General features: G+C 33.9%; 15 protein-coding genes. 6 read left to right on the top strand and 9 right to left on the bottom strand.

What is annotated here, in order from left to right; genetic code table 11:
• Positions 1 to 2,172 carry an FUSC family protein gene (locus ACH2AZ_RS01575; RefSeq protein WP_394906335.1) on the bottom strand — a complete coding sequence of 724 codons (2,172 nt, stop codon included), beginning with the start codon at positions 2,170 to 2,172 and terminating at the stop codon, positions 1 to 3.
• A gap of 126 nt (positions 2,173 to 2,298) precedes the next feature.
• On the opposite strand from ACH2AZ_RS01575, the gene ACH2AZ_RS01580 reads away from it, so the two are divergent.
• Both ACH2AZ_RS01580 and ACH2AZ_RS01585 read left to right on the top strand, forming a co-directional pair.
• On the top strand, positions 2,299 to 3,588 hold the full coding sequence (locus ACH2AZ_RS01580; RefSeq protein WP_394906336.1) for a mechanosensitive ion channel family protein: 1,290 nt from the start codon (positions 2,299 to 2,301) through the stop codon (positions 3,586 to 3,588).
• Positions 3,589 to 3,660: 72 nt separating this feature from the next.
• Entirely contained in the window at positions 3,661 to 4,281 is a 621-nt protein-coding gene (locus ACH2AZ_RS01585; RefSeq protein WP_394906337.1) for a YqaA family protein, read from the top strand.
• Positions 4,282 to 4,372: 91 nt separating this feature from the next.
• Here the strand turns inward: ACH2AZ_RS01585 and ACH2AZ_RS01590 are convergent, their stop codons facing one another.
• On the bottom strand, positions 4,373 to 5,896 hold the full coding sequence (locus ACH2AZ_RS01590) for a DEAD/DEAH box helicase (RefSeq protein WP_394906441.1): 1,524 nt from the start codon (positions 5,894 to 5,896) through the stop codon (positions 4,373 to 4,375).
• A 247-nt stretch (positions 5,897 to 6,143) separates the two neighbouring features.
• Here ACH2AZ_RS01590 and ACH2AZ_RS01595 point away from each other — a divergent pair, with 247 nt between their 5' ends.
• Positions 6,144 to 6,542, top strand: a complete 399-nt coding sequence (locus ACH2AZ_RS01595; RefSeq protein WP_394906338.1) for a hypothetical protein — start codon at positions 6,144 to 6,146, stop codon at positions 6,540 to 6,542.
• Between the two features lie 56 nt (positions 6,543 to 6,598).
• Here ACH2AZ_RS01595 and galE read toward each other — a convergent pair whose 3' ends face one another.
• The gene (gene galE, locus ACH2AZ_RS01600; RefSeq protein ID WP_394906339.1) at positions 6,599 to 7,633 is read right to left on the bottom strand and encodes a UDP-glucose 4-epimerase GalE; all 1,035 of its coding nucleotides are present in this window, start codon (positions 7,631 to 7,633) and stop codon (positions 6,599 to 6,601) included.
• 101 nt (positions 7,634 to 7,734) lie between these two features.
• Here galE and ACH2AZ_RS01605 point away from each other — a divergent pair, with 101 nt between their 5' ends.
• On the top strand, positions 7,735 to 8,025 hold the full coding sequence (locus ACH2AZ_RS01605; RefSeq protein ID WP_394906340.1) for a DUF3817 domain-containing protein: 291 nt from the start codon (positions 7,735 to 7,737) through the stop codon (positions 8,023 to 8,025).
• Here the strand turns inward: ACH2AZ_RS01605 and ACH2AZ_RS01610 are convergent, their stop codons facing one another.
• The 4 genes from ACH2AZ_RS01610 to ACH2AZ_RS01625 are packed head-to-tail and all read right to left on the bottom strand — an operon-like array spanning position 8,026 to position 11,768.
• Positions 8,026 to 8,421, bottom strand: coding sequence for an acyl-CoA thioesterase (locus tag ACH2AZ_RS01610; RefSeq protein ID WP_394906341.1), 396 nt, complete (start codon positions 8,419 to 8,421; stop codon positions 8,026 to 8,028). It abuts the gene before it with no gap.
• Entirely contained in the window at positions 8,402 to 8,845 is a 444-nt protein-coding gene (locus ACH2AZ_RS01615) for an NUDIX domain-containing protein (RefSeq protein WP_394906342.1), read from the bottom strand. The genes ACH2AZ_RS01610 and ACH2AZ_RS01615 overlap by 20 nt, the downstream gene beginning before the upstream one ends.
• Complete coding sequence (locus ACH2AZ_RS01620) at positions 8,842 to 9,705, bottom strand: DUF72 domain-containing protein (protein WP_394906343.1); 864 nt, start codon at positions 9,703 to 9,705, stop codon at positions 8,842 to 8,844. The genes ACH2AZ_RS01615 and ACH2AZ_RS01620 overlap by 4 nt, the downstream gene beginning before the upstream one ends.
• A 5-nt stretch (positions 9,706 to 9,710) precedes the next feature.
• Complete coding sequence (locus ACH2AZ_RS01625; RefSeq protein ID WP_394906344.1) at positions 9,711 to 11,768, bottom strand: HD family phosphohydrolase; 2,058 nt, start codon at positions 11,766 to 11,768, stop codon at positions 9,711 to 9,713.
• A 112-nt stretch (positions 11,769 to 11,880) separates the two neighbouring features.
• On the opposite strand from ACH2AZ_RS01625, the gene ACH2AZ_RS01630 reads away from it, so the two are divergent.
• Positions 11,881 to 13,062, top strand: coding sequence for an acetyl-CoA C-acyltransferase (locus tag ACH2AZ_RS01630; protein WP_394906345.1), 1,182 nt, complete (start codon positions 11,881 to 11,883; stop codon positions 13,060 to 13,062).
• A 10-nt stretch (positions 13,063 to 13,072) separates the two neighbouring features.
• Complete coding sequence (locus tag ACH2AZ_RS01635; protein WP_394906346.1) at positions 13,073 to 13,822, top strand: NlpC/P60 family protein; 750 nt, start codon at positions 13,073 to 13,075, stop codon at positions 13,820 to 13,822.
• Positions 13,823 to 13,874: 52 nt separating this feature from the next.
• On the opposite strand, the gene ACH2AZ_RS01640 is transcribed toward ACH2AZ_RS01635, so the two are convergent.
• Positions 13,875 to 15,122 carry a tetratricopeptide repeat protein gene (locus ACH2AZ_RS01640; protein WP_394906347.1) on the bottom strand — a complete coding sequence of 416 codons (1,248 nt, stop codon included), beginning with the start codon at positions 15,120 to 15,122 and terminating at the stop codon, positions 13,875 to 13,877.
• Positions 15,123 to 15,143: 21 nt separating this feature from the next.
• Complete coding sequence (gene gyrA / locus ACH2AZ_RS01645) at positions 15,144 to 17,717, bottom strand: DNA gyrase subunit A (protein ID WP_394906348.1); 2,574 nt, start codon at positions 17,715 to 17,717, stop codon at positions 15,144 to 15,146.
• Positions 17,718 to 17,868: the final 151 nt, after the last annotated feature.

A 17,868-nucleotide genomic window follows, 5' to 3' on the forward strand; every position in this document is an offset into this window, starting at 1 on the left:
CTAGCTAATTTTTTTTAGTTTTTCAGAAATCTCGTAAAGCCATTTTATTTGTTCATAAATTAAAATGGCTTCTTGAATTTTTTCTGTTTCGTCTTGTGTCAAAGTTAATTTATTTAAAGAGTAACTTAAATCGTTATAAGCATTTTTTAACGATTCGGTTTCCTTTACACTAGTTAATACAGTTGATTTTCCTTCTAAATTTTCGAGAGTGGTGGTTAAATTATCTGCTACCGAGGAAGCGATGAAATCAAAAGATTCTGACATTTGAGTTGTCTTATGGGTATTTATAAAATTACCTAAGCTTGCTAACGAAGAAATAAAGGTTTGGTTTAAGGCAGTGTATTTGTATAATTTTTGATAAGCGTCTTGTTTAGACTTAGGTTCTTGCGCCATACGCTGTAAGGCTGCGCTAAGATTTCCTTGCGTAATAAAAGCAAATTTTCTTGCTAGTTTATATTCATCGTCAACTTTATTTTTGGTTGAATATAATTTTCTAATTTGATTAAAATAAGCCAAACTACCTTTTATAGCTTCCTTAACCTCCTTTTGATAATTAGCGTGTTCCCAAGTGGGCCACAAAATGAAATTCCCACAAAAAGCTAAAGAAGCACCAATTACAGTATCTAATAACCTATATTGAATTACATTTAAAACATTAGGCTGCAAAAGAGCATAAAGAAAAACAACATTAAGCGTTATAAAAGCGGCGGCCCCTATATAATTTTTTTGAATTAAAGTGAATGCTATCACTAAACAAAGCATACTAAGTACCAAGAACAATATTGGATCATGAAAAAGATACACAATTAAAAAAGCAATAGCACCGCCAAGCAGCGTGCCCAAAATGCGTTTTATAGATCGTTCTTTTGTCAGGCCGAAATTAGGTCTTAAAATAACCAGGGTAGTTAAAACAATCCAATAAGCATTCTGTAGAGCAAACCATTTGCCAACTATGACACCCAATACCATCAAAACAGCCAAACGTAAAGCATGTCTTAATATAATATTTTTAAAACTCAGTTGATTTTTATAAACTTTAAAACTATAGTCTACTGGTGTAAGAAAACGATTTATGCTTTTAGAAGTTAATTTAGCTAACTTGTCTTTGCTTTTAAGGTTCAGTACTATACGTTCAATATAGCTAAGCTTTTCATATATGCTAATTTCCTGATTAAACCATGTCTTAAGTGTCGCTTTTGATTCTATATCACTTTTTAAGGATGAATCACTTTGCAAAACATCTCTCAGTTTACTGATTTTTAAACGAATACCATCTTTTTTATCAAGCTTTACTTCAGATAAGAAATAGGAAGAAAAATGTAATAGTCGTTTAGCTAAATCCGATTGCAATTCTGAAAACAATTTTATAATTTGAGGAGTAGTCTTTTTAAAATCCGTAAGCCAATTATAATCAATTGGGTTGGCTAATGCTACTTCAAAAATATCAATAAGCTCTGTAAAAATTAATAAATTACGCCTATTGGTGTTTGACAGTCCATAAATTTTTCTATTGCTAATTAAGCTCTCGCGTAAACTCTCGTGCAGTTCATTTATTTCTATATGAAGTTGATTTTGCTTTTCTAAATACTTAGTTAGATTTTTTGGCTTTTCAATTATTTTCTGTCGTAGAACCAAAAATTGAGCGGTTGTATTTGCCAGGTTGCCTAGCTGCCTTTTTATATAGCTATGGGGCCTAATGAGAATATAAAGTGTACTAACTAAAATATACCAGCAACACCCTAAACCTAAAAATAGAAGATGCAAACCAAGGCCTGTTTCTTTACTAAAATTGGCATAACTTAAAACGATAGCTAAAAGCCCAGAAAAACTAACCAAAGATGCTCTAAAACCATATACCGCGACACTCGCCGTAAAGAAAACATAGAGAAAAAGACAAATTAAATTTATCGTTAAATTGAACTGGGTTATCTCTCCTAAAAGTGAACCTAAAACAGCCAAAATTGCCGCTGAAACCATACCGTAAAACCGATGTTTCAAATTCCCTTGCACATCACTTGGAGCAATTAAAAACACTCCTAATGCCATGGCTATTCCATATGGCATTGCATCAACCAAATAAAAGAAAAAAACCGGTACAAATAAGGAAAATAGTAACAGCCAGGCTTTTATAAAGTCGGTATCATTGATAATATTTTTAAATCTTTTAAACATTGTTCCTAATCCAAAGAATCATTTTTTCATTGGGTTTAATTGATGTCGCAAACTTATTATAAAATATTGGTTATGTACTTGTTTAGCGTTTAAAGTACTAGTATTTTTACATAAATTTAAAATTTAATGCAGCATAAAGAAACAGCGCGTTGGGCGTACTATTGGTTAAAGGATTACAACTGGACGGACACCATGGCGCAATATGGTAATTTTACGTTCAATCTTATTTTTCTTTTAATTTTAGGTTATCTTTTTAATTTCTTAATCCGTAAAATTCTAATTACAAGTTTTGGTAAACTGGTAAAAAAAACCAAAACCGTTTTTGACGATTTTCTTTTTAAAAACAATGCGCTTACCCACCTCACTCATTTGATTACGTTGTTGTTTTATCGCTCAATGTTGCCTTATCTTTTAATCGATTTCCCTGCATTGAGAGATGAATCAATTATTTTATTAGATCTTGCTAGTATTATCATTAGCATTTGGTTCATACGCAGTGTTTTAAGAAGTTTAAGAGATTTTCTACGAACACTAAATAGTTTTAAAGATAAGCCTATAGAAAGCTACATACAAGTGGTTATGATTTTTATTTGGCTTTTTGGAGGCATAATAATTTTTAGCTTGCTAACAGGAAAATCAGTTTGGCAATTTTTAACCGCCTTAGGAGCATTATCCGCCATAATTTTACTGATTTTCAAGGATACCATTCTAGGATTTGTAGCTAGCATTCAGGTAGCTGTAAATGATACTGTTCGAATTGGTGATTGGATCACTATGGAAAAGTATGGTGCAGATGGAGATGTCATAGAAATAAATTTATCATCTGTTAAAATAAGAAATTTTGATAAAACCATTACCAGTATACCTACATATTACTTGATTTCTGATTCATTTAAAAACTGGCGAGGAATGAGTGTTTCGGGTGGTCGTCGAATTAAGCGTGCCGTAAATATCAAAACAAATTCTATTCGATTTTTGAGTTCTGAAGATATAGCAGATTTAAAAAATATTCAATTAATAGCTCCCTATTTGGATGAAAAATCTAAGGAAATTGAGCAATACAACATACAACACAACATTAATAAATCGCAGATAGTTAATGGACGAAACCTTACCAATATTGGTGTTTTTAGGAGATATATAGAATTATACCTTGCCAACCATCCTAAAATAAATCATGAAATGATAGCAATGGTAAGACAGCTCCCCCCTACGGCACAAGGAACACCCTTAGAAGTATATGCATTTTCGGCAGATAAGGTTTGGTTGAACTATGAAGGTATTGTCTCAGATCTTTTTGACCATATATTAGCAGCATTACCATATTTTAAATTAGAAGTTTACGAATTACCCAGTAGTTCAATTATGAAAAAGAACGAGAAAAACAATTTTGTTCCGCCCCAAAATCAATCTTAAAAATTTTATTTTAACTTGTAGAAGCGCATATTTGAACTTACCTTTGCAACTTTTAATATTTGCCTCAAATAAATGTCAAATAACAAGAATTTTAAGAAAAAGCCCCGTTGGAAATTACTGCACCAGTATTATTCATATACTGGGTTTTACTCGTTTGTAGGAAAATCATTACTTAAGGCGGCTATTCCCATTGCTGTATTTGTGGTCGGACTTATTGCAGTACATTTTTTTGTAATTGATATCAACGATGTATTGGCTTATATCACCGCTAATTTTCCACCCATTGGAGTGTTGAGCGTTTTCTTTTTGTCTGAATCTATATTAGGACTCATCCCGCCTGAAATCTTTATTGCTTGGGCAGGAAAATCACTACATCCTAATTGGTATTTATTTACCTTAGCCTTATTATCTTATTTAGGCGGAATAGTATCTTATTTCGCTGGACGCGGAATTGCAAGTATTCCTTCGGTTTTTGTCTACCTTGAAGTGAAAATGGCTAAGCATATTAAAAATATGCGAAAATGGGGAGGGTTTTTAATTGTGGTAGGAGCTTTACTACCTGTTCCGTTTGCTATTTCAAGTATTGCAGCCGGTATAATTAAATTCCCTTTTGGAAGTTATTTGCTTTTTGGTCTATTGCGATTTTTACGCTTTTTCATTTATGGTGTAATGATTTTTGGCGCCCTAAACTAAATACTAATCACATACAAAACCTTTAAAAACAAAATTAAAAAAAAAACTAGCGGTTAATTCGCTAGTTTTTTTTTCTAAATGATATTATTTGTTAATCGATAAATAATTCATTGATTCTAGAACGCAATTTTCGATTGTAATCCTCGTACAACCAGTCACGGTAATTTTTAGTATTATTAATAATGCAGTAAGAATAGCGCTTCACTCGGTCTCTAATATCATCGGCTAATTCTCTTGCCAAAATTCTAGCGTCAAACACATCTTCACTATTCTCTATACACATTTTGGCATGCTGCTCTATTGAAGCTTCTAAAACCTTTTTTGATTTCTCGCCATTATTCACCGCCTTCTCATATTCTGCTTTAATATCAAACTCAATATCTTCTGAGTTTTTGAACATTTCCCTTATTTCAGCGGGCATCTTGTACTTAAACTCTCTTTCTATCTCCTCATCACCGGTAATATTCTCTAAGAAGTAGTCTGGATTTTTAAATATAAGCTGCCAATCTACTGGTGCATCCCAAAGCCCAAATCGTGCGGCATTATTTCCCAAATCAATAACATTAAATGTGTCTTTCCCTGGTAATTTACGAGAACCACGACCAATCATTTGGTAATAGAGCGTTAACGATTTGGTAGCTCGATTTAAAATAATATTTTCAACAGTAGGCTCGTCAAAACCGGTAGTTAAAATACTCACCGAGGTTAGGATAGCATCGGGTTTATTTTTAAACCACTTAAGAATTTCTTTTCTTTCTTTTTTAGAATGGGTATTGTCTAAGTGTTTGATTTCATACCCAGCATCTTTAAAAGTTTGATAGACGTACCACGAAGTATTTATCCCGTTATTAAAAATTAAGGTCTTTTTACCTTTACAATGCTCCTCATAAGCCTGAACAAGCTTATTTTGCATAGACATATTTGTATAAAGATCTTCAGATGATTTTACCGTGTAATCTCCGTTAATACCTACCTGTAACGAGGTTAAACCTACATCATAGCTATAAGTTTTTGCTCGCGCTAAGAATCCTTGCTGAATTAATGATGGAATTGAGTTACCAACTATTAGTTCTTGGTAGTTGTCTTTCATCGGCAACTTAATGTTAGAACTTAAAGGGGTTGCTGTAACACCTAAAATAAATGAGTCTTCAAAATACTTAAATAATTTTGTGAATGAATTATAATGAGCTTCATCTATAATCACTAAGCCAACATCGGCTACTTCTAATTTATCATCATTCAAGCGGTTATTCAAAGTTTCAACCATTGCAACAAAACATTGATAATCGTCTTGATCGGGAAGCTCTTTTACTTTTGAATTAATTATCTTGTTTTTTACCCCAAATCCTTTCAACATTTTTGAGGTCTGCTTACATAGCTCAATCCTGTGCGTTAAAATAACAACCTTTTTGTCTGTTTGATTTATATAACGCCGAACAATTTCTGAGAATATAACGGTTTTTCCTCCACCTGTTGGTAATTGATATAGCAAATTAAAGTTGTCTGGTGCTTCATCTAGGTAAGAAAATATTTTATTCAAATCTTCTTGTTGGTAGCCATACAATTCTTTTTCGGTATTGCTTTTCTCAATTTTGTCTTTCGTATTCTCCACCATAATATCGGTCATTAAAGAAGTCTTAAATGTTAATCCTGTTAAAAATTTAATCCTGCAAAATTAAGCAGTTTTAAAGGAATTTGTAGCCTATTTTAAAAGAAATTCTAGTTTTAAATTTATCGGTTTGTAAATCAAAACATTAATCTATACCGAAAAAAAATTAGATGATAATTTTAAGTCTAGCTTGAACTTTTTTAGACATAAACTCTTACTTTTGCATTTCTAATAACATTAAAAACTAGCTACATTGAATAATCCAAAAGCACAAAAACTTATAGCCAAAATTTTAGATGAGCTTAATCAAGTAGGAATCATTGCCAATACTCTAGTAGCCGACTTGAAAGAGCTACGTCCATTTGCGGTTGAAGAAAAAAGACCGGTTGTAGCCAAAGCTTTGCGTTTAGCTTATGAGCATATTGAAGAAACTTTTACTTTTGATATTCCTATTCCAGAAGAAGAGCCTATAGAGGTTTTGGAAGAAGGTGAGCTAGAAGAAGAAACCACGGAAGCTAATGAAACGGAGAGTGAATTTGATGCTGATCAAAGCATGATTTATTTCATTAATCTTATTAAAGATAGCGACAACAAATTGAATATAGAAGAAATTAGAGAGTATAATGAAGCTTTACAGAATTACGAATTCTAGTAATTTTTTAAATTTACAAGATAAAGCCCGTTAGTTTAACGGGCTTTATCTTGTAATTATATTTCATTTTTTTCGGCCTCGGCTAATCTTTTTTCCCAAGCCCATGCGCTGGTTAAGGCTTCTTCAAGACTGTGTTTAGCCTTCCATCCTAGTTCTTGGTTTGCTTTTTTAGTATCTGCAAATGCTGCCTCTACATCTCCTGGTCTTCTACTTGTTAAAACATAATTTAAGGCTTGTCCCGTTACTTTTTCAAAAACCCTTATGACCTCCATAACCGAGCTTCCTTTACCTGTACCTATATTAAAAACCTCGTAGTTTTTAGCTTGTTTCCCTTTAATTAATCGTTCTAAAGCTACCATATGCGCTTCGGCTAAATCCATTACGTGAATATAATCTCGAATGGCTGTGCCATCTGCGGTATCGTAATCGTCTCCAAATACAGATAATTTCTCTCGTTTTCCTATAGCTGTTTGTGTTATAAAGGGTACTAAATTTTGTGGCACTCCCATAGGTAACTCTCCAATGCGCGCAGAAGGATGTGCCCCTATTGGATTAAAGTAACGCAAAGCGATAGCTTTAAATTGGTTTTCACTTTTACTAAAGTCTTTTATAATTTCTTCTCCTATCTGTTTGGTATTCCCGTAAGGCGACTCTGCGGTTTTCACAGGAGCATTTTCGCCTATGGGTAATAAATCGGCTTGACCGTAAACGGTACAAGAAGAACTGAATATAAAATTATTAAGGTTTCTTCTTCGCATCTCCTGCAAAAGAAAAACAAGCGTATTGAGGTTGTTTTCATAATACAATAAAGGCTTTTCAACACTTTCGCCCACAGCCTTCGATGCTGCAAAATGAATTACACCCTGAATGTCTGGATGCTCATCAAAAAACTGCTGTACCTTTAAAGGATTTCTTAAATCTAATCTTGAAAATTTCGGAGATTTATTGGTAATACTACAAATTCCTTCTAAGGTTGTAAAGCTAGAATTTGATAAATTATCAATTATTATGACTTCATAGTTGTTTTGAAGCAATTGAACAACCGTATGTGATCCAATGTAACCAAGACCTCCTGTTACTAAAATTTTCATGTTTTTTATTTTAAACAAACATACTAAATTATGTAAGTAATTATTTAGTTTGTTTTACGATTTGTGCATTTTGATTGTTGTATCTTTACATTAAAAAAATTATGGATAAATTTATTCGGGTTTTCAGGTGGATAAGCATTTTAGAGGCTATATCTTTCTTAGTATTACTTTTGATTGCAATGCCTTTAAAATATATGTTTAATAGTCCAGAAATGGTTAGCACTGTAGGTATGGCTCACGGCGTACTCTTTGTTTTATACGTAATGGGTGCATACTGGATGTATGAAAAACTAAACTGGTCATTAAAAACATTAGCTATTGTGATAATTTGCTCTATTTTACCCTTTGGCCCATTTTATGCCGATAAAAAATATTTACCCAATACTAAATAATTATTTTTCTGTTTTAAGCCGATCTCGCACAAACTCAACTTTGCTTTTACCGTGAGGGATTGGCTTTCCATCTTCGCCTAAATTAACCATGATTATCTGATCTACAACCAGAATAGTTTCTCTTGTCATCATGTTTCTGGCTTCGCTTCTTAGGGTTATAGAAGTTTTCCCAAACTTCACGACTTCAATACCTATTTCAATGATGTCTCCTTGTTTGGCAGAACTTTTAAAACTAATCTCGCTCATATAAGCGGTAACTGTTTTAGGGTTTTCTAATTGTACTACTGTATAGAGCGCAGCCTCTTCGTCTATCCAACTTAAAAGTCTTCCGCCAAAAAGGGTGGCATTAGGGTTTAGGTCTTCTGGTTTAACCCATTTACGTGTATGAAATCTCATTTTTTATATTTAATTTTAAAATTGCGTCTTCTATAATTTGCTGGTGATCAAAGGCTAAAGAAAAATCTTGCTTTATGGGTAAGCTCTCCCAGCTTACTTCTTTAGCATCATCGGCTGCTTTTGCGATGGGTCTTTTTGTTAATAGACTAGCAAAAGCGACACTGATAATTCTTTTTCTCGGGTCACGATCCACTTTATCATAAACCCCAATTTGCGTCCAATTTTTGATCTTTAATCCTGTTTCTTCTTTTAGTTCTCGTTCGCAAGCCTTTTTTAGGGTTTCTTCAGGTTCTAAGAAGCCCCCAGGTAATGCCCAGCTGTCTTTAAATGGCTGATTTTTTCTCTTAATTAACAAGACAGATATGCCTGAATTAGATTTGTAAAAAATCACAGCATCGGTTGTAACTAAAATCTCCTCTCTCATATTAATTCAATTGGATTTTTAATTTTAATATGGTATTTCTTGTTTAATTTTTTAATAAAATAAGACAGTAATAGCTCCTTATTATCATTGTCACCTTGATGTATAAAAAAATATAATTTTTTAAGCCCTTTACTATACCAGTTTTCTATTTTATCTAACCACTCATTTATTCTCTCATAATCAATGGCATCATTCATAGCATTAAAACGAATAAACGCAGTGTTTGTGGTTAATCGCATATGTAAAACAGATCTTTCGCCTGGTGTATCGGTTATAACGCTACTTATATTATAGGCCAACAATAAATTATTCAATTGGTCAGCATAATCTTTTTCTCTAAACCATGAGCGATGTCTCAATTCTAATGCTAATGGTAGTTCTAATGGCCAAAGTTTAATAAAATGTGCTAGTCGCAGTAAATTGGCTTCATTTGCTTGAAAATTCTCTGGCATTTGCAAAAACGTTACTCCTAAATTAGCGCTTAAATTGGCTATACCATCGATGAAGTAATTCAGTTCTAATTCACAATTATCAAGTCTTTTATAATGCGAAATTTGCCGAGGTACTTTAGGACAAAATTTAAAATTATCGTCAACTTGTTCTTGCCATTTTTGATATTGATTGGGCGACCAATTTCTATAAAAAGAGGCATTTAGCTCTACAGCATTTAATTTTTCTTGATATTCTGATAGCTTTGTTTTTTTACCATTCGGCTTTAAGTTAGTCCAAGTTGAATCTCCGATTCGAATTTCTTCAAAAAACTTCGGTTTGTGCTTATGCAAAACATTTTGGGTTTGCTTATGATCTTTAGGAAGATATAATTTTTCAATTTCCGATAATTTTATTTTACCAAATTTCATCTCACTTATTCTGGATATTCAATCCTAAGATGGTAAATATTCTTGAGCTTTCGTTTTAAAATCTTCTTAATGTTTTGTATTTCTTTAAAAGTGATGTCGGCATTTAAAAATTGCCCTTGATCCATTTGTTTATTAATGATTTTTTCTACAAAATCATCAATAAGTTGAGCGGTGGGTTCTTTTAAACTCTTGCTGGCAGCTTCAACGCTGTCACTCATCATTAATATAGCCGTTTCTTTACTAAAGGGTTTAGGACCAGGATATTTAAATTGTTCTGCATCTATGTCTTTTAAATTGTTCTCAGCTTCTTTTTTTGCTTGTTGATAAAAATAATAAACCAATGTAGTACCGTGATGCGTTCTGATAAAATCAATTATTCGATCAGGTAAATTATGTTTTTTAGCAATCTCTATTCCGTAAACAACGTGGTTTATAATAATTTCTGCACTTTCATTTGGCGATAGTTCATCGTGTGGGTTTACCGAAGTAGTTTGATTTTCGGTAAACATAGTAGGATTGGTCATTTTTCCTATATCGTGATAAAGTGCTCCTACCCTAACCAATAACGCATTTGCTCCAACTTCATTTGCCGCTGCCTCGGCTAAATTGGCCACATTTAAACTATGGTGAAAAGTACCGGGAGCCTTATTTGAAAGTTCTTTTAGTAAATTACTGTTGGTGTCTGATAATTCTAAAAGTGACATATCTGAAACCAATCCAAAAAATTTCTCGTAAGCGTAAATGAGAGGCTGAACGAATAAAGTAGCTAATCCACTTAATAGGAATACCAATAAAGTTTGGTAATCTATTTTACTTAAATCACCTTCTTGAATAATGGTAAATGCCGAATAAGCAAAAATATATACCGCGGTAATTTGCCCTACAGAAATAAATAAGTTAGCTCTCTTGTATAATTCAGAAATGGTTAGAATAGTTACAATACCAGCGATAATTTGCAAAAACATATACTCGTAACTATTGGGCACAATAAAACCAAGGATTAAAACAGTTATCACGTGAGTAAATAAACCCAACCTGGCATCAAAAAAAGCCTTTAAGGTTAATGGAAGTATACAAAGAGGCACCACATAAATATAGTCTACATTTAAACGCAAGACAGTCACCGTTAGAAAAACACTAATTAAAATATTTATAAAAATAAAGGTGACCTTGGTATTGCTCTCAAATATTTCTTCTCTATATTTTTTAATGAATAAAAATAACATCAATAAAGCTAAGGCCACTAATAAGGTATGGCCGATCAATACGATATAATAACTGGTAGCGCCCCAAAAATTAGATTCATATTCTTGACGTAATGAAACCAGTATCCTAAATTTATCCTGATCAATTACTTCCCCCTTTTCGATAATCTTACTTCCTTTTGAGATACTCCCCCTAGTAAACGATAAAGCCTCTAATTTAGATTGTAAATCATGTTGGGTTAAACTTTCATTTAATCGAACATTGGGTTTAAGTATATTAAAAAATAACTCTTTATAATAAGGGCGGTAAGCTTCTAGTTTAGATTTTTCTAATTGCACATCAAGAAAATCTCCTAAATTCTCTTGTTTTAAAATCTTTTTATATGCCACTTCTTGCGCTTCATTACCTTTTTTTAAATAAATAAGACTATTGCTATTAAATCGGACATTTTGAACAAGTATACCGTATCGATAGATTTTATTTAAAATTTGATTACCAGACTGTTGCAGAAACTTTTTCTTTACATTACCAATTGTATCTGGAAAAACCTTATCGAATTGTTGTGGGAAACTGTTATAAACGCTTTGTGTAGCTATTGAATCATAATCGTAATAAGGAATATGATTATTTCTAATTTCTTCTCTCTCAGTAGCAATCTCATCATCGGTTTTTAAAATTGCAAAATCAAAAGGAGCGTAAAGATTTTCATACTGCCAAGGCTTACCCTTGATTAATTCATATTTAAATTTATTACCCTTAGGAAACAGATATACAATAAGAGAAACCGCAAAGAGGTACAAAAACAATTTATAAATCAGTGCCTGCTTCTTATATATTGTGTCAACTACTTTTTTCATTTTCAATACTTATCTTTCAAAAGTAATAAAAATAAGCTTGTATGCTTAAAAAGCATTGTGTTGTTGAACAGAAAATCGTTAAATTCGTGACTTGAAAATAAAATACAGGAATATGAGTAAAGAAGTTGTTATTGTAAGTGCGGTAAGAACCCCTATAGGTAGTTTTTTAGGAAGCTTGTCAAGCATTCCGGCCACGCAATTAGGAGCGATTGCCATTAAAGGAGCTTTAGAAAAAATAAATTTAGACCCAAAGGAGGTGCAAGAAGTTTTAATGGGAAATGTTGTTCAAGCTGGTAACGGTCAAGCACCAGCTAGACAAGCTGCGTTGGCGGCCGGCATCTCAGAAAATGTACCTTGTACCACAGTGAATAAGGTTTGCGCTAGTGGGATGAAAACTGTTATGCAAGCTGCACAAAGTATCGCCTTAGGTGATGCCGAAGTAATTGTAGCTGGAGGTATGGAAAACATGAGCCAGATACCACATTACTTGCATTTAAGAAAAGGAACTAAATTTGGTCCTGCACAAATGATTGATGGAATGCAAAAAGACGGTTTGGTTGATGCGTACGATCAAAATGCAATGGGAGTTTGTGCCGATTTATGCGCTAACGAATATGAATTTTCTCGAGAGGATCAAGACCAGTTCGCTATAGAATCTTATGAGAGATCTAAAAAAGCTTGGGAAAGCGGAAAGTTTGACAATGAAATTGTACCTGTTGAGGTACCACAGCGCAAAGGCGACCCCGTTGTTGTTAAAGAAGATGAGGAGTACAAAAATGTTAGAATGGATAAAATAGCTGCGCTAAGACCTGCTTTCACCAAAGAAGGAACGGTAACTGCCGCTAATGCTTCAACTATAAATGACGGCGCAGGAGCAGTAATTTTAATGAGTAGAGAAAAAGCCGAAGCATTAGGTTTAAAACCTTTGGCCATCATAAAAGGCTATGCAGATGCCGCACAAGAACCTAAATGGTTTACAACAGCACCCGCTAAGGCGCTACCAAAGGCTTTAGCGAAAGCAGGTGTAAGTCAAGATGAAATTGATTATTTTGAGTTTAATGAAGCTTTTTCTGTTGTTGGTTTGGCCAATATGAAAATTTTAGGTTTACAAAACGAGAAGGTTAATGTAAATGGAGGTGCAGTTTCCCTAGGACATCCTTTAGGCTGCAGCGGTGTAAGAATCCTTATCACTTTAATTAACGTTTTAGAACAAAATAACGCCAAACTTGGTGCAGCTGCGATTTGTAATGGTGGTGGTGGCGCCTCTGCTATGGTAATTGAAAGAAACGCTTAAGAATTAGTAAATGCGTTACGGAATTTGTACTTTAAATAGTGTCGCTGTTAGGCTAGAACCTAGCGAAACCAGTGAAATGGTCACCCAACTTTTGTTTGGTGACCATTTTAAGCTTATTGAAATTAAAAAAAAGTGGGTAAAAATAAGAATTGCCTTTGACGGATATGAGGGATGGCTAGACATACTTCATTTCAATGAAATAAGCCAAGTGCAATTTGAAGAAATTGAAAAACAAAGTCCTGAATTTGCTGCCGACCTGATTGATTATATTCAAGATTCTTTTAAGCAACTGACTCCTATAACATTGGGGGCTAGCATTAAAAACTTACACTGGTTTAAGAGTGAATATGAAGGCCGAAGAATAGCAGGAGTTCAACCAAAGAAAAATCTGCTTTCCACAGCCCTGTTATATTTAAATGCTCCTTATTTATGGGGCGGTAAAACACCTTTCGGGATTGATTGCAGTGGTTTTACACAAATGGTATACAAATTAAATGGGTATACTTTAAAAAGAGATGCCTCTCAACAAGCTAAGCAAGGTGAAGCATTAAGTTTTGTGGAAGAAAGTGAACCTGGAGACCTTGCTTTTTTTGATAATCAAGAGGGTAATATTATACACGTGGGAATTATAATGCCCGATAATTATATTATTCACGCCCATGGAAAAGTACGAATTGACAGAATTGATCACACCGGAATATTTAATGTAAATACCAATAGGTATTCCCATAATCTAAGAGTTATAAAAAAGATTATATAAAAAAATCGGGTTACACAACCCGATTTTTTTATATGATTACTTCACAAATTTATTAGTCTTGTAAAGCTTTAGCTTTTTGGGTTTCCCCTAATAAACTATATATCTGTTTTAAGGTTTGAGTAGCCTGTTGACGTAACCCAGTCCCCTTCTCTTCCTTTTCTAACACCTTTTCTAGATAAGGAACTGCCTTTTTATATAACTCAAGGCGTTGTTCCTGTAATTTATTGTATTTTCTAGTGTCGGCATCAGACATTCCTAATTTATTCATTTCCTCAACAATTGGCTTCTCTTGATCAAGTATCGCTGAAGCAAGATTTACATAGGCATTAGTAAAGTCTGGATCTAACTTAATAGCTTGCTTATAGTAATTAATGGCTTTTTGTGTAGCGCCCATACTCATTGAGCTTACACCAAGATTATAATACAATACCGGATTGTTTGGTTCAATTTCAAGAACTCTTTCTACCGTTTCTGAATATTTATCCATCTTATCCATTTTATGATAAATATCGGCTTCAGATAGTAATAATGCAGTATCATTCGGGCTTTCTTCTTTTGCCTTTGCAATAGCAGTCATAGCTTTTTCTTGATTACCTTGCTCAACATAAATAAGGGCGATGTTTTTAATAATCTCTGGTCGTCTCGATTCAGATTGCTTTGTTTCAGGTTTGATATGAGATCCTGATTTTAAATAAATATCACGTTGATTTTTGTTAGCAAAAGATTCTACTTCATTCGTTTCTTTATTTACGGCTGTATAAATAGTACTAGTACCTTCGTAGCCCATTTCGTCAAGCTGTAGGTAATACTCTAATGCCTTATCATAATCTTTTCCTGCCACAGCTAGACTGGCCGCGTTATACAAGCTCAATGTATCACTTTTGTCTAACTCATATAAAGCAATTAATTTTTTAGAACCTTCACTAAATTTTGAAGCTTTCTGGTCTTCAACAGCAGAATTAATCATTTTAGCTTTAAGTAAAGCTAATTTCTGTTCTGCATCTTTTTCACCTAAGTCAATTGCTTTTTTATACGCCTTGGCAGCCATAACCAATTCTGATGTATTATCTGTAGTGGCCTTAGGATCTCCCATAAAAGCATTTCCTTTTGCTAAGTAAAAATCTGCTTTAACTTTATCTTTTTCTGTTTCTACCATGCTTTCTACAGATTGTAGTAAGTTTTTTGCTTCACTATACTTTCCTGCTTCGGTAGCTTTAAGCGCATTCTTTATCTCTTTTTTCTGAGCAAAAGCGCCCACGGTTAAAAAGGCTAAACCTATAGTAATTATACTCTTTTTCATAATTAATAAATTGCTAATAAATTATTTTTCATCATCCGATTCAATAGTTGTGCCATTTTCATTGGCACTATCTTGAACTTCATTGTTAATCCCAGATTCATTTGGGTTGATTTCTTCTAAAGTTTCTTCTTCCTCTTCATTTGCCACCTTAGCCACGGCAGCAATAGAATCATCGCCTTTTAGGTTAATTAAACGAACCCCTTGCGTGGCTCTACCCATAGTTCTTAAATTTTTAACCTCAATACGAATTGCTAATCCAGATTTATTAATAATCATTAAATCGTCATTATCGGTCACGCTTTTTATGGTAACCAGCTCGCCTGTTTTCTCGGTTATAGAAATGGTTTTAACTCCTTTTCCACCTCTATTGGTAACGCGATAAATATCTTCACCATTCTCAGGATCCTGAATAAATGTTCGTTTACCATATCCGTTCTCTGAAACCACTAAAACAGTTTCTTCGTCAGGATTTTCAATGGTAATCATGCCAACCACTTCATCTTTATCGTGACCTAGGGTAATTCCTCGTACACCAGAGGCATTTCGGCCCATAGGTCTGGTTTTACTTTCTTCGAATCGGATACATTTACCGCTTTTAAGAGCAAGCATTACATGACTGTCTCCATTAGTTAATTTTGCAGAAAGCAACTCATCACCTTCCTTAATGGTTATGGCATTAATACCATTGGCTCGAGGTCTTGAATATTGCTCTAATGATGTTTTCTTAACCTGACCTTTTTTAGTTGCCATTATGACATAATGACCGTTTATGTAGTCTTCGTCTTTAAGGTCTTGAGTACAAATAAAGGCTTTTATTTTATCCTCTGGATCAATATTAATTAAGTTTTGTATCGCTCTACCTTTGGAAGATTTGCTACCTTCTGGTATTTCGTAAACACGCATCCAATAACATTTTCCTTTTTGGGTAAAAAACAACATATATTGATGGTTGGTCCCTACAAATAGATCTTCTAAGAAGTCCTCATTACGCGTAGTACTAGCTTTTGATCCTACACCACCTCTTTTTTGGGTTTTATACTCAGATAAAGAAGTACGTTTAATGTAGCCTGCATGAGAGATGGATATCACCACTTGTTCGTCGGGGATCATATCTTCAATACTTAAATCGCCTCCCGCGAAATTAATCTCAGATCTACGTTCGTCTCCATATTTTTCTTTTACTTCAAGCAACTCTTCTTTAATAATCTCCATTCTCTTTTCCTTGCTAGCTAATATAGCTTTCAATTCCTCAATGGTTTTCATTAAATCTTCATATTCTGCCCTTAGTTTATCTTGCTCTAGACCAGTTAATTGTCTTAATCGCATTTCAACAATAGCCTTTGCTTGGAGTTCACTTAACTCAAAACGATCAATTAACTTTTGTCTCGCTTCCTCGGCATTTGATGAGCTTCTTATTAAAGCAATAACTTCATCAATATTATCTGATGCTATGATTAAGCCTTCTAAAATATGAGCTCTATCTTCGGCCTTCTTTAATTCGAACTCGGTTCTTCTTACCACTACTTCGTGGCGGTGTTCTACGAAATACTGAATCATATCTTTTAAATTCAGCATTTGCGGTCTTCCCTTCACTAATGCGATATTATTCACACTAAAAGTAGACTGTAGGGCCGTATGTTTATATAGTAAATTAAGGACTATATTAGGGATTGCATCACGTTTAAGTATATATACAATACGCATCCCATTTCTATCAGACTCATCTCGAATTAACGAAATACCTTCTATTTTTTTGTCGTTAACCATGTCTGCAGTTTTCTTAATCATATCTGCTTTATTGACTTGGTAAGGAATTTCGGTAACCACTATACACTCACGTCCTTTAACCTCTTCAAACGTAGCTTTAGCTCGCATCACTACGCGCCCTCTTCCAGTTTTAAACGCTTCACGAACTCCATCATACCCATAGATAATACCACCTGTAGGAAAATCAGGAGCCTTTACATGTTCAATAAGCTCGTCTACTTCTATTTCAGGATTATCAATGTAGGCCACGGTCCCATCCACAACTTCGGTTAGGTTATGCGGTGGCATATTTGTAGCCATACCCACGGCAATACCACTTGCCCCATTCACCAATAAATTCGGAATTCGAGTAGGTAATACAGTAGGCTCTTTTAAGGTATCGTCAAAGTTTAAAGAATGATCAACCGTATCTTTATCAATATCGGCCAACATTTCTTCACTAATCTTTCGCATTCTTGCCTCTGTATAACGCATCGCAGCGGGACTATCTCCATCTACAGAACCAAAGTTACCCTGACCATCTACCAACATATAACGTAAACTCCACTCTTGCGCCATACGCACCATAGTATCGTAAACTGAAGTATCTCCGTGAGGGTGATATTTACCTAACACCTCTCCCACAATTCTTGCTGATTTTTTATAGGCTCGGTTTGAGAGTACACCTAATTCATACATTCCAAACAAAACTCTACGGTGTACGGGCTTTAATCCGTCACGCACATCGGGTAAAGCACGGGAAACAATAACCGACATAGAATAATCTATGTAAGCCGATTTCATTTCTTCCTCAATATTAATAGGAATTAACTTTTCTCCTTCAGCCATAAATCTAGTATATTATAGTTTAATTTTTCTAACGTGCCAATGTAAGCAAATTTGGCTTGTTTTTAAAGCCTTTTACATCAAAATTATTAACAAAGTTTTATGGGCTTTCGAATGTAATTTTATATCGTATTTTTTTGATTTCTGCCATTTA

It is taken from the genome of uncultured Mesonia sp. (assembly GCA_947499595.1).
Lineage (GTDB): Bacteria > Bacteroidota > Bacteroidia > Flavobacteriales > Flavobacteriaceae > Mesonia > Mesonia sediminis.

Excerpts from the sequence above, each read along its gene's own strand:
- ACH2AZ_RS01575 (WP_394906335.1), bottom strand. The coding sequence starts at position 2,172 with ATGTTTAAAAGATTTAAAAATATTATCAATGATACCGACTTTATAAAA.
- ACH2AZ_RS01580 (WP_394906336.1), top strand. The coding sequence starts at position 2,299 with ATGCAGCATAAAGAAACAGCGCGTTGGGCGTACTATTGGTTAAAGGAT.
- ACH2AZ_RS01585 (WP_394906337.1), top strand. The coding sequence starts at position 3,661 with ATGTCAAATAACAAGAATTTTAAGAAAAAGCCCCGTTGGAAATTACTG.
- ACH2AZ_RS01590 (WP_394906441.1), bottom strand. The coding sequence starts at position 5,896 with ATGGTGGAGAATACGAAAGACAAAATTGAGAAAAGCAATACCGAAAAA.
- galE (WP_394906339.1), bottom strand. The coding sequence starts at position 7,633 with ATGAAAATTTTAGTAACAGGAGGTCTTGGTTACATTGGATCACATACG.
- ACH2AZ_RS01605 (WP_394906340.1), top strand. The coding sequence starts at position 7,735 with ATGGATAAATTTATTCGGGTTTTCAGGTGGATAAGCATTTTAGAGGCT.
- ACH2AZ_RS01610 (WP_394906341.1), bottom strand. The coding sequence starts at position 8,421 with ATGAGATTTCATACACGTAAATGGGTTAAACCAGAAGACCTAAACCCT.
- ACH2AZ_RS01615 (WP_394906342.1), bottom strand. The coding sequence starts at position 8,845 with ATGAGAGAGGAGATTTTAGTTACAACCGATGCTGTGATTTTTTACAAA.
- ACH2AZ_RS01620 (WP_394906343.1), bottom strand. The coding sequence starts at position 9,705 with ATGAAATTTGGTAAAATAAAATTATCGGAAATTGAAAAATTATATCTT.
- ACH2AZ_RS01625 (WP_394906344.1), bottom strand. The coding sequence starts at position 11,768 with ATGAAAAAAGTAGTTGACACAATATATAAGAAGCAGGCACTGATTTAT.
- ACH2AZ_RS01630 (WP_394906345.1), top strand. The coding sequence starts at position 11,881 with ATGAGTAAAGAAGTTGTTATTGTAAGTGCGGTAAGAACCCCTATAGGT.
- ACH2AZ_RS01635 (WP_394906346.1), top strand. The coding sequence starts at position 13,073 with ATGCGTTACGGAATTTGTACTTTAAATAGTGTCGCTGTTAGGCTAGAA.
- ACH2AZ_RS01640 (WP_394906347.1), bottom strand. The coding sequence starts at position 15,122 with ATGAAAAAGAGTATAATTACTATAGGTTTAGCCTTTTTAACCGTGGGC.
- gyrA (WP_394906348.1), bottom strand. The coding sequence starts at position 17,717 with ATGGCTGAAGGAGAAAAGTTAATTCCTATTAATATTGAGGAAGAAATG.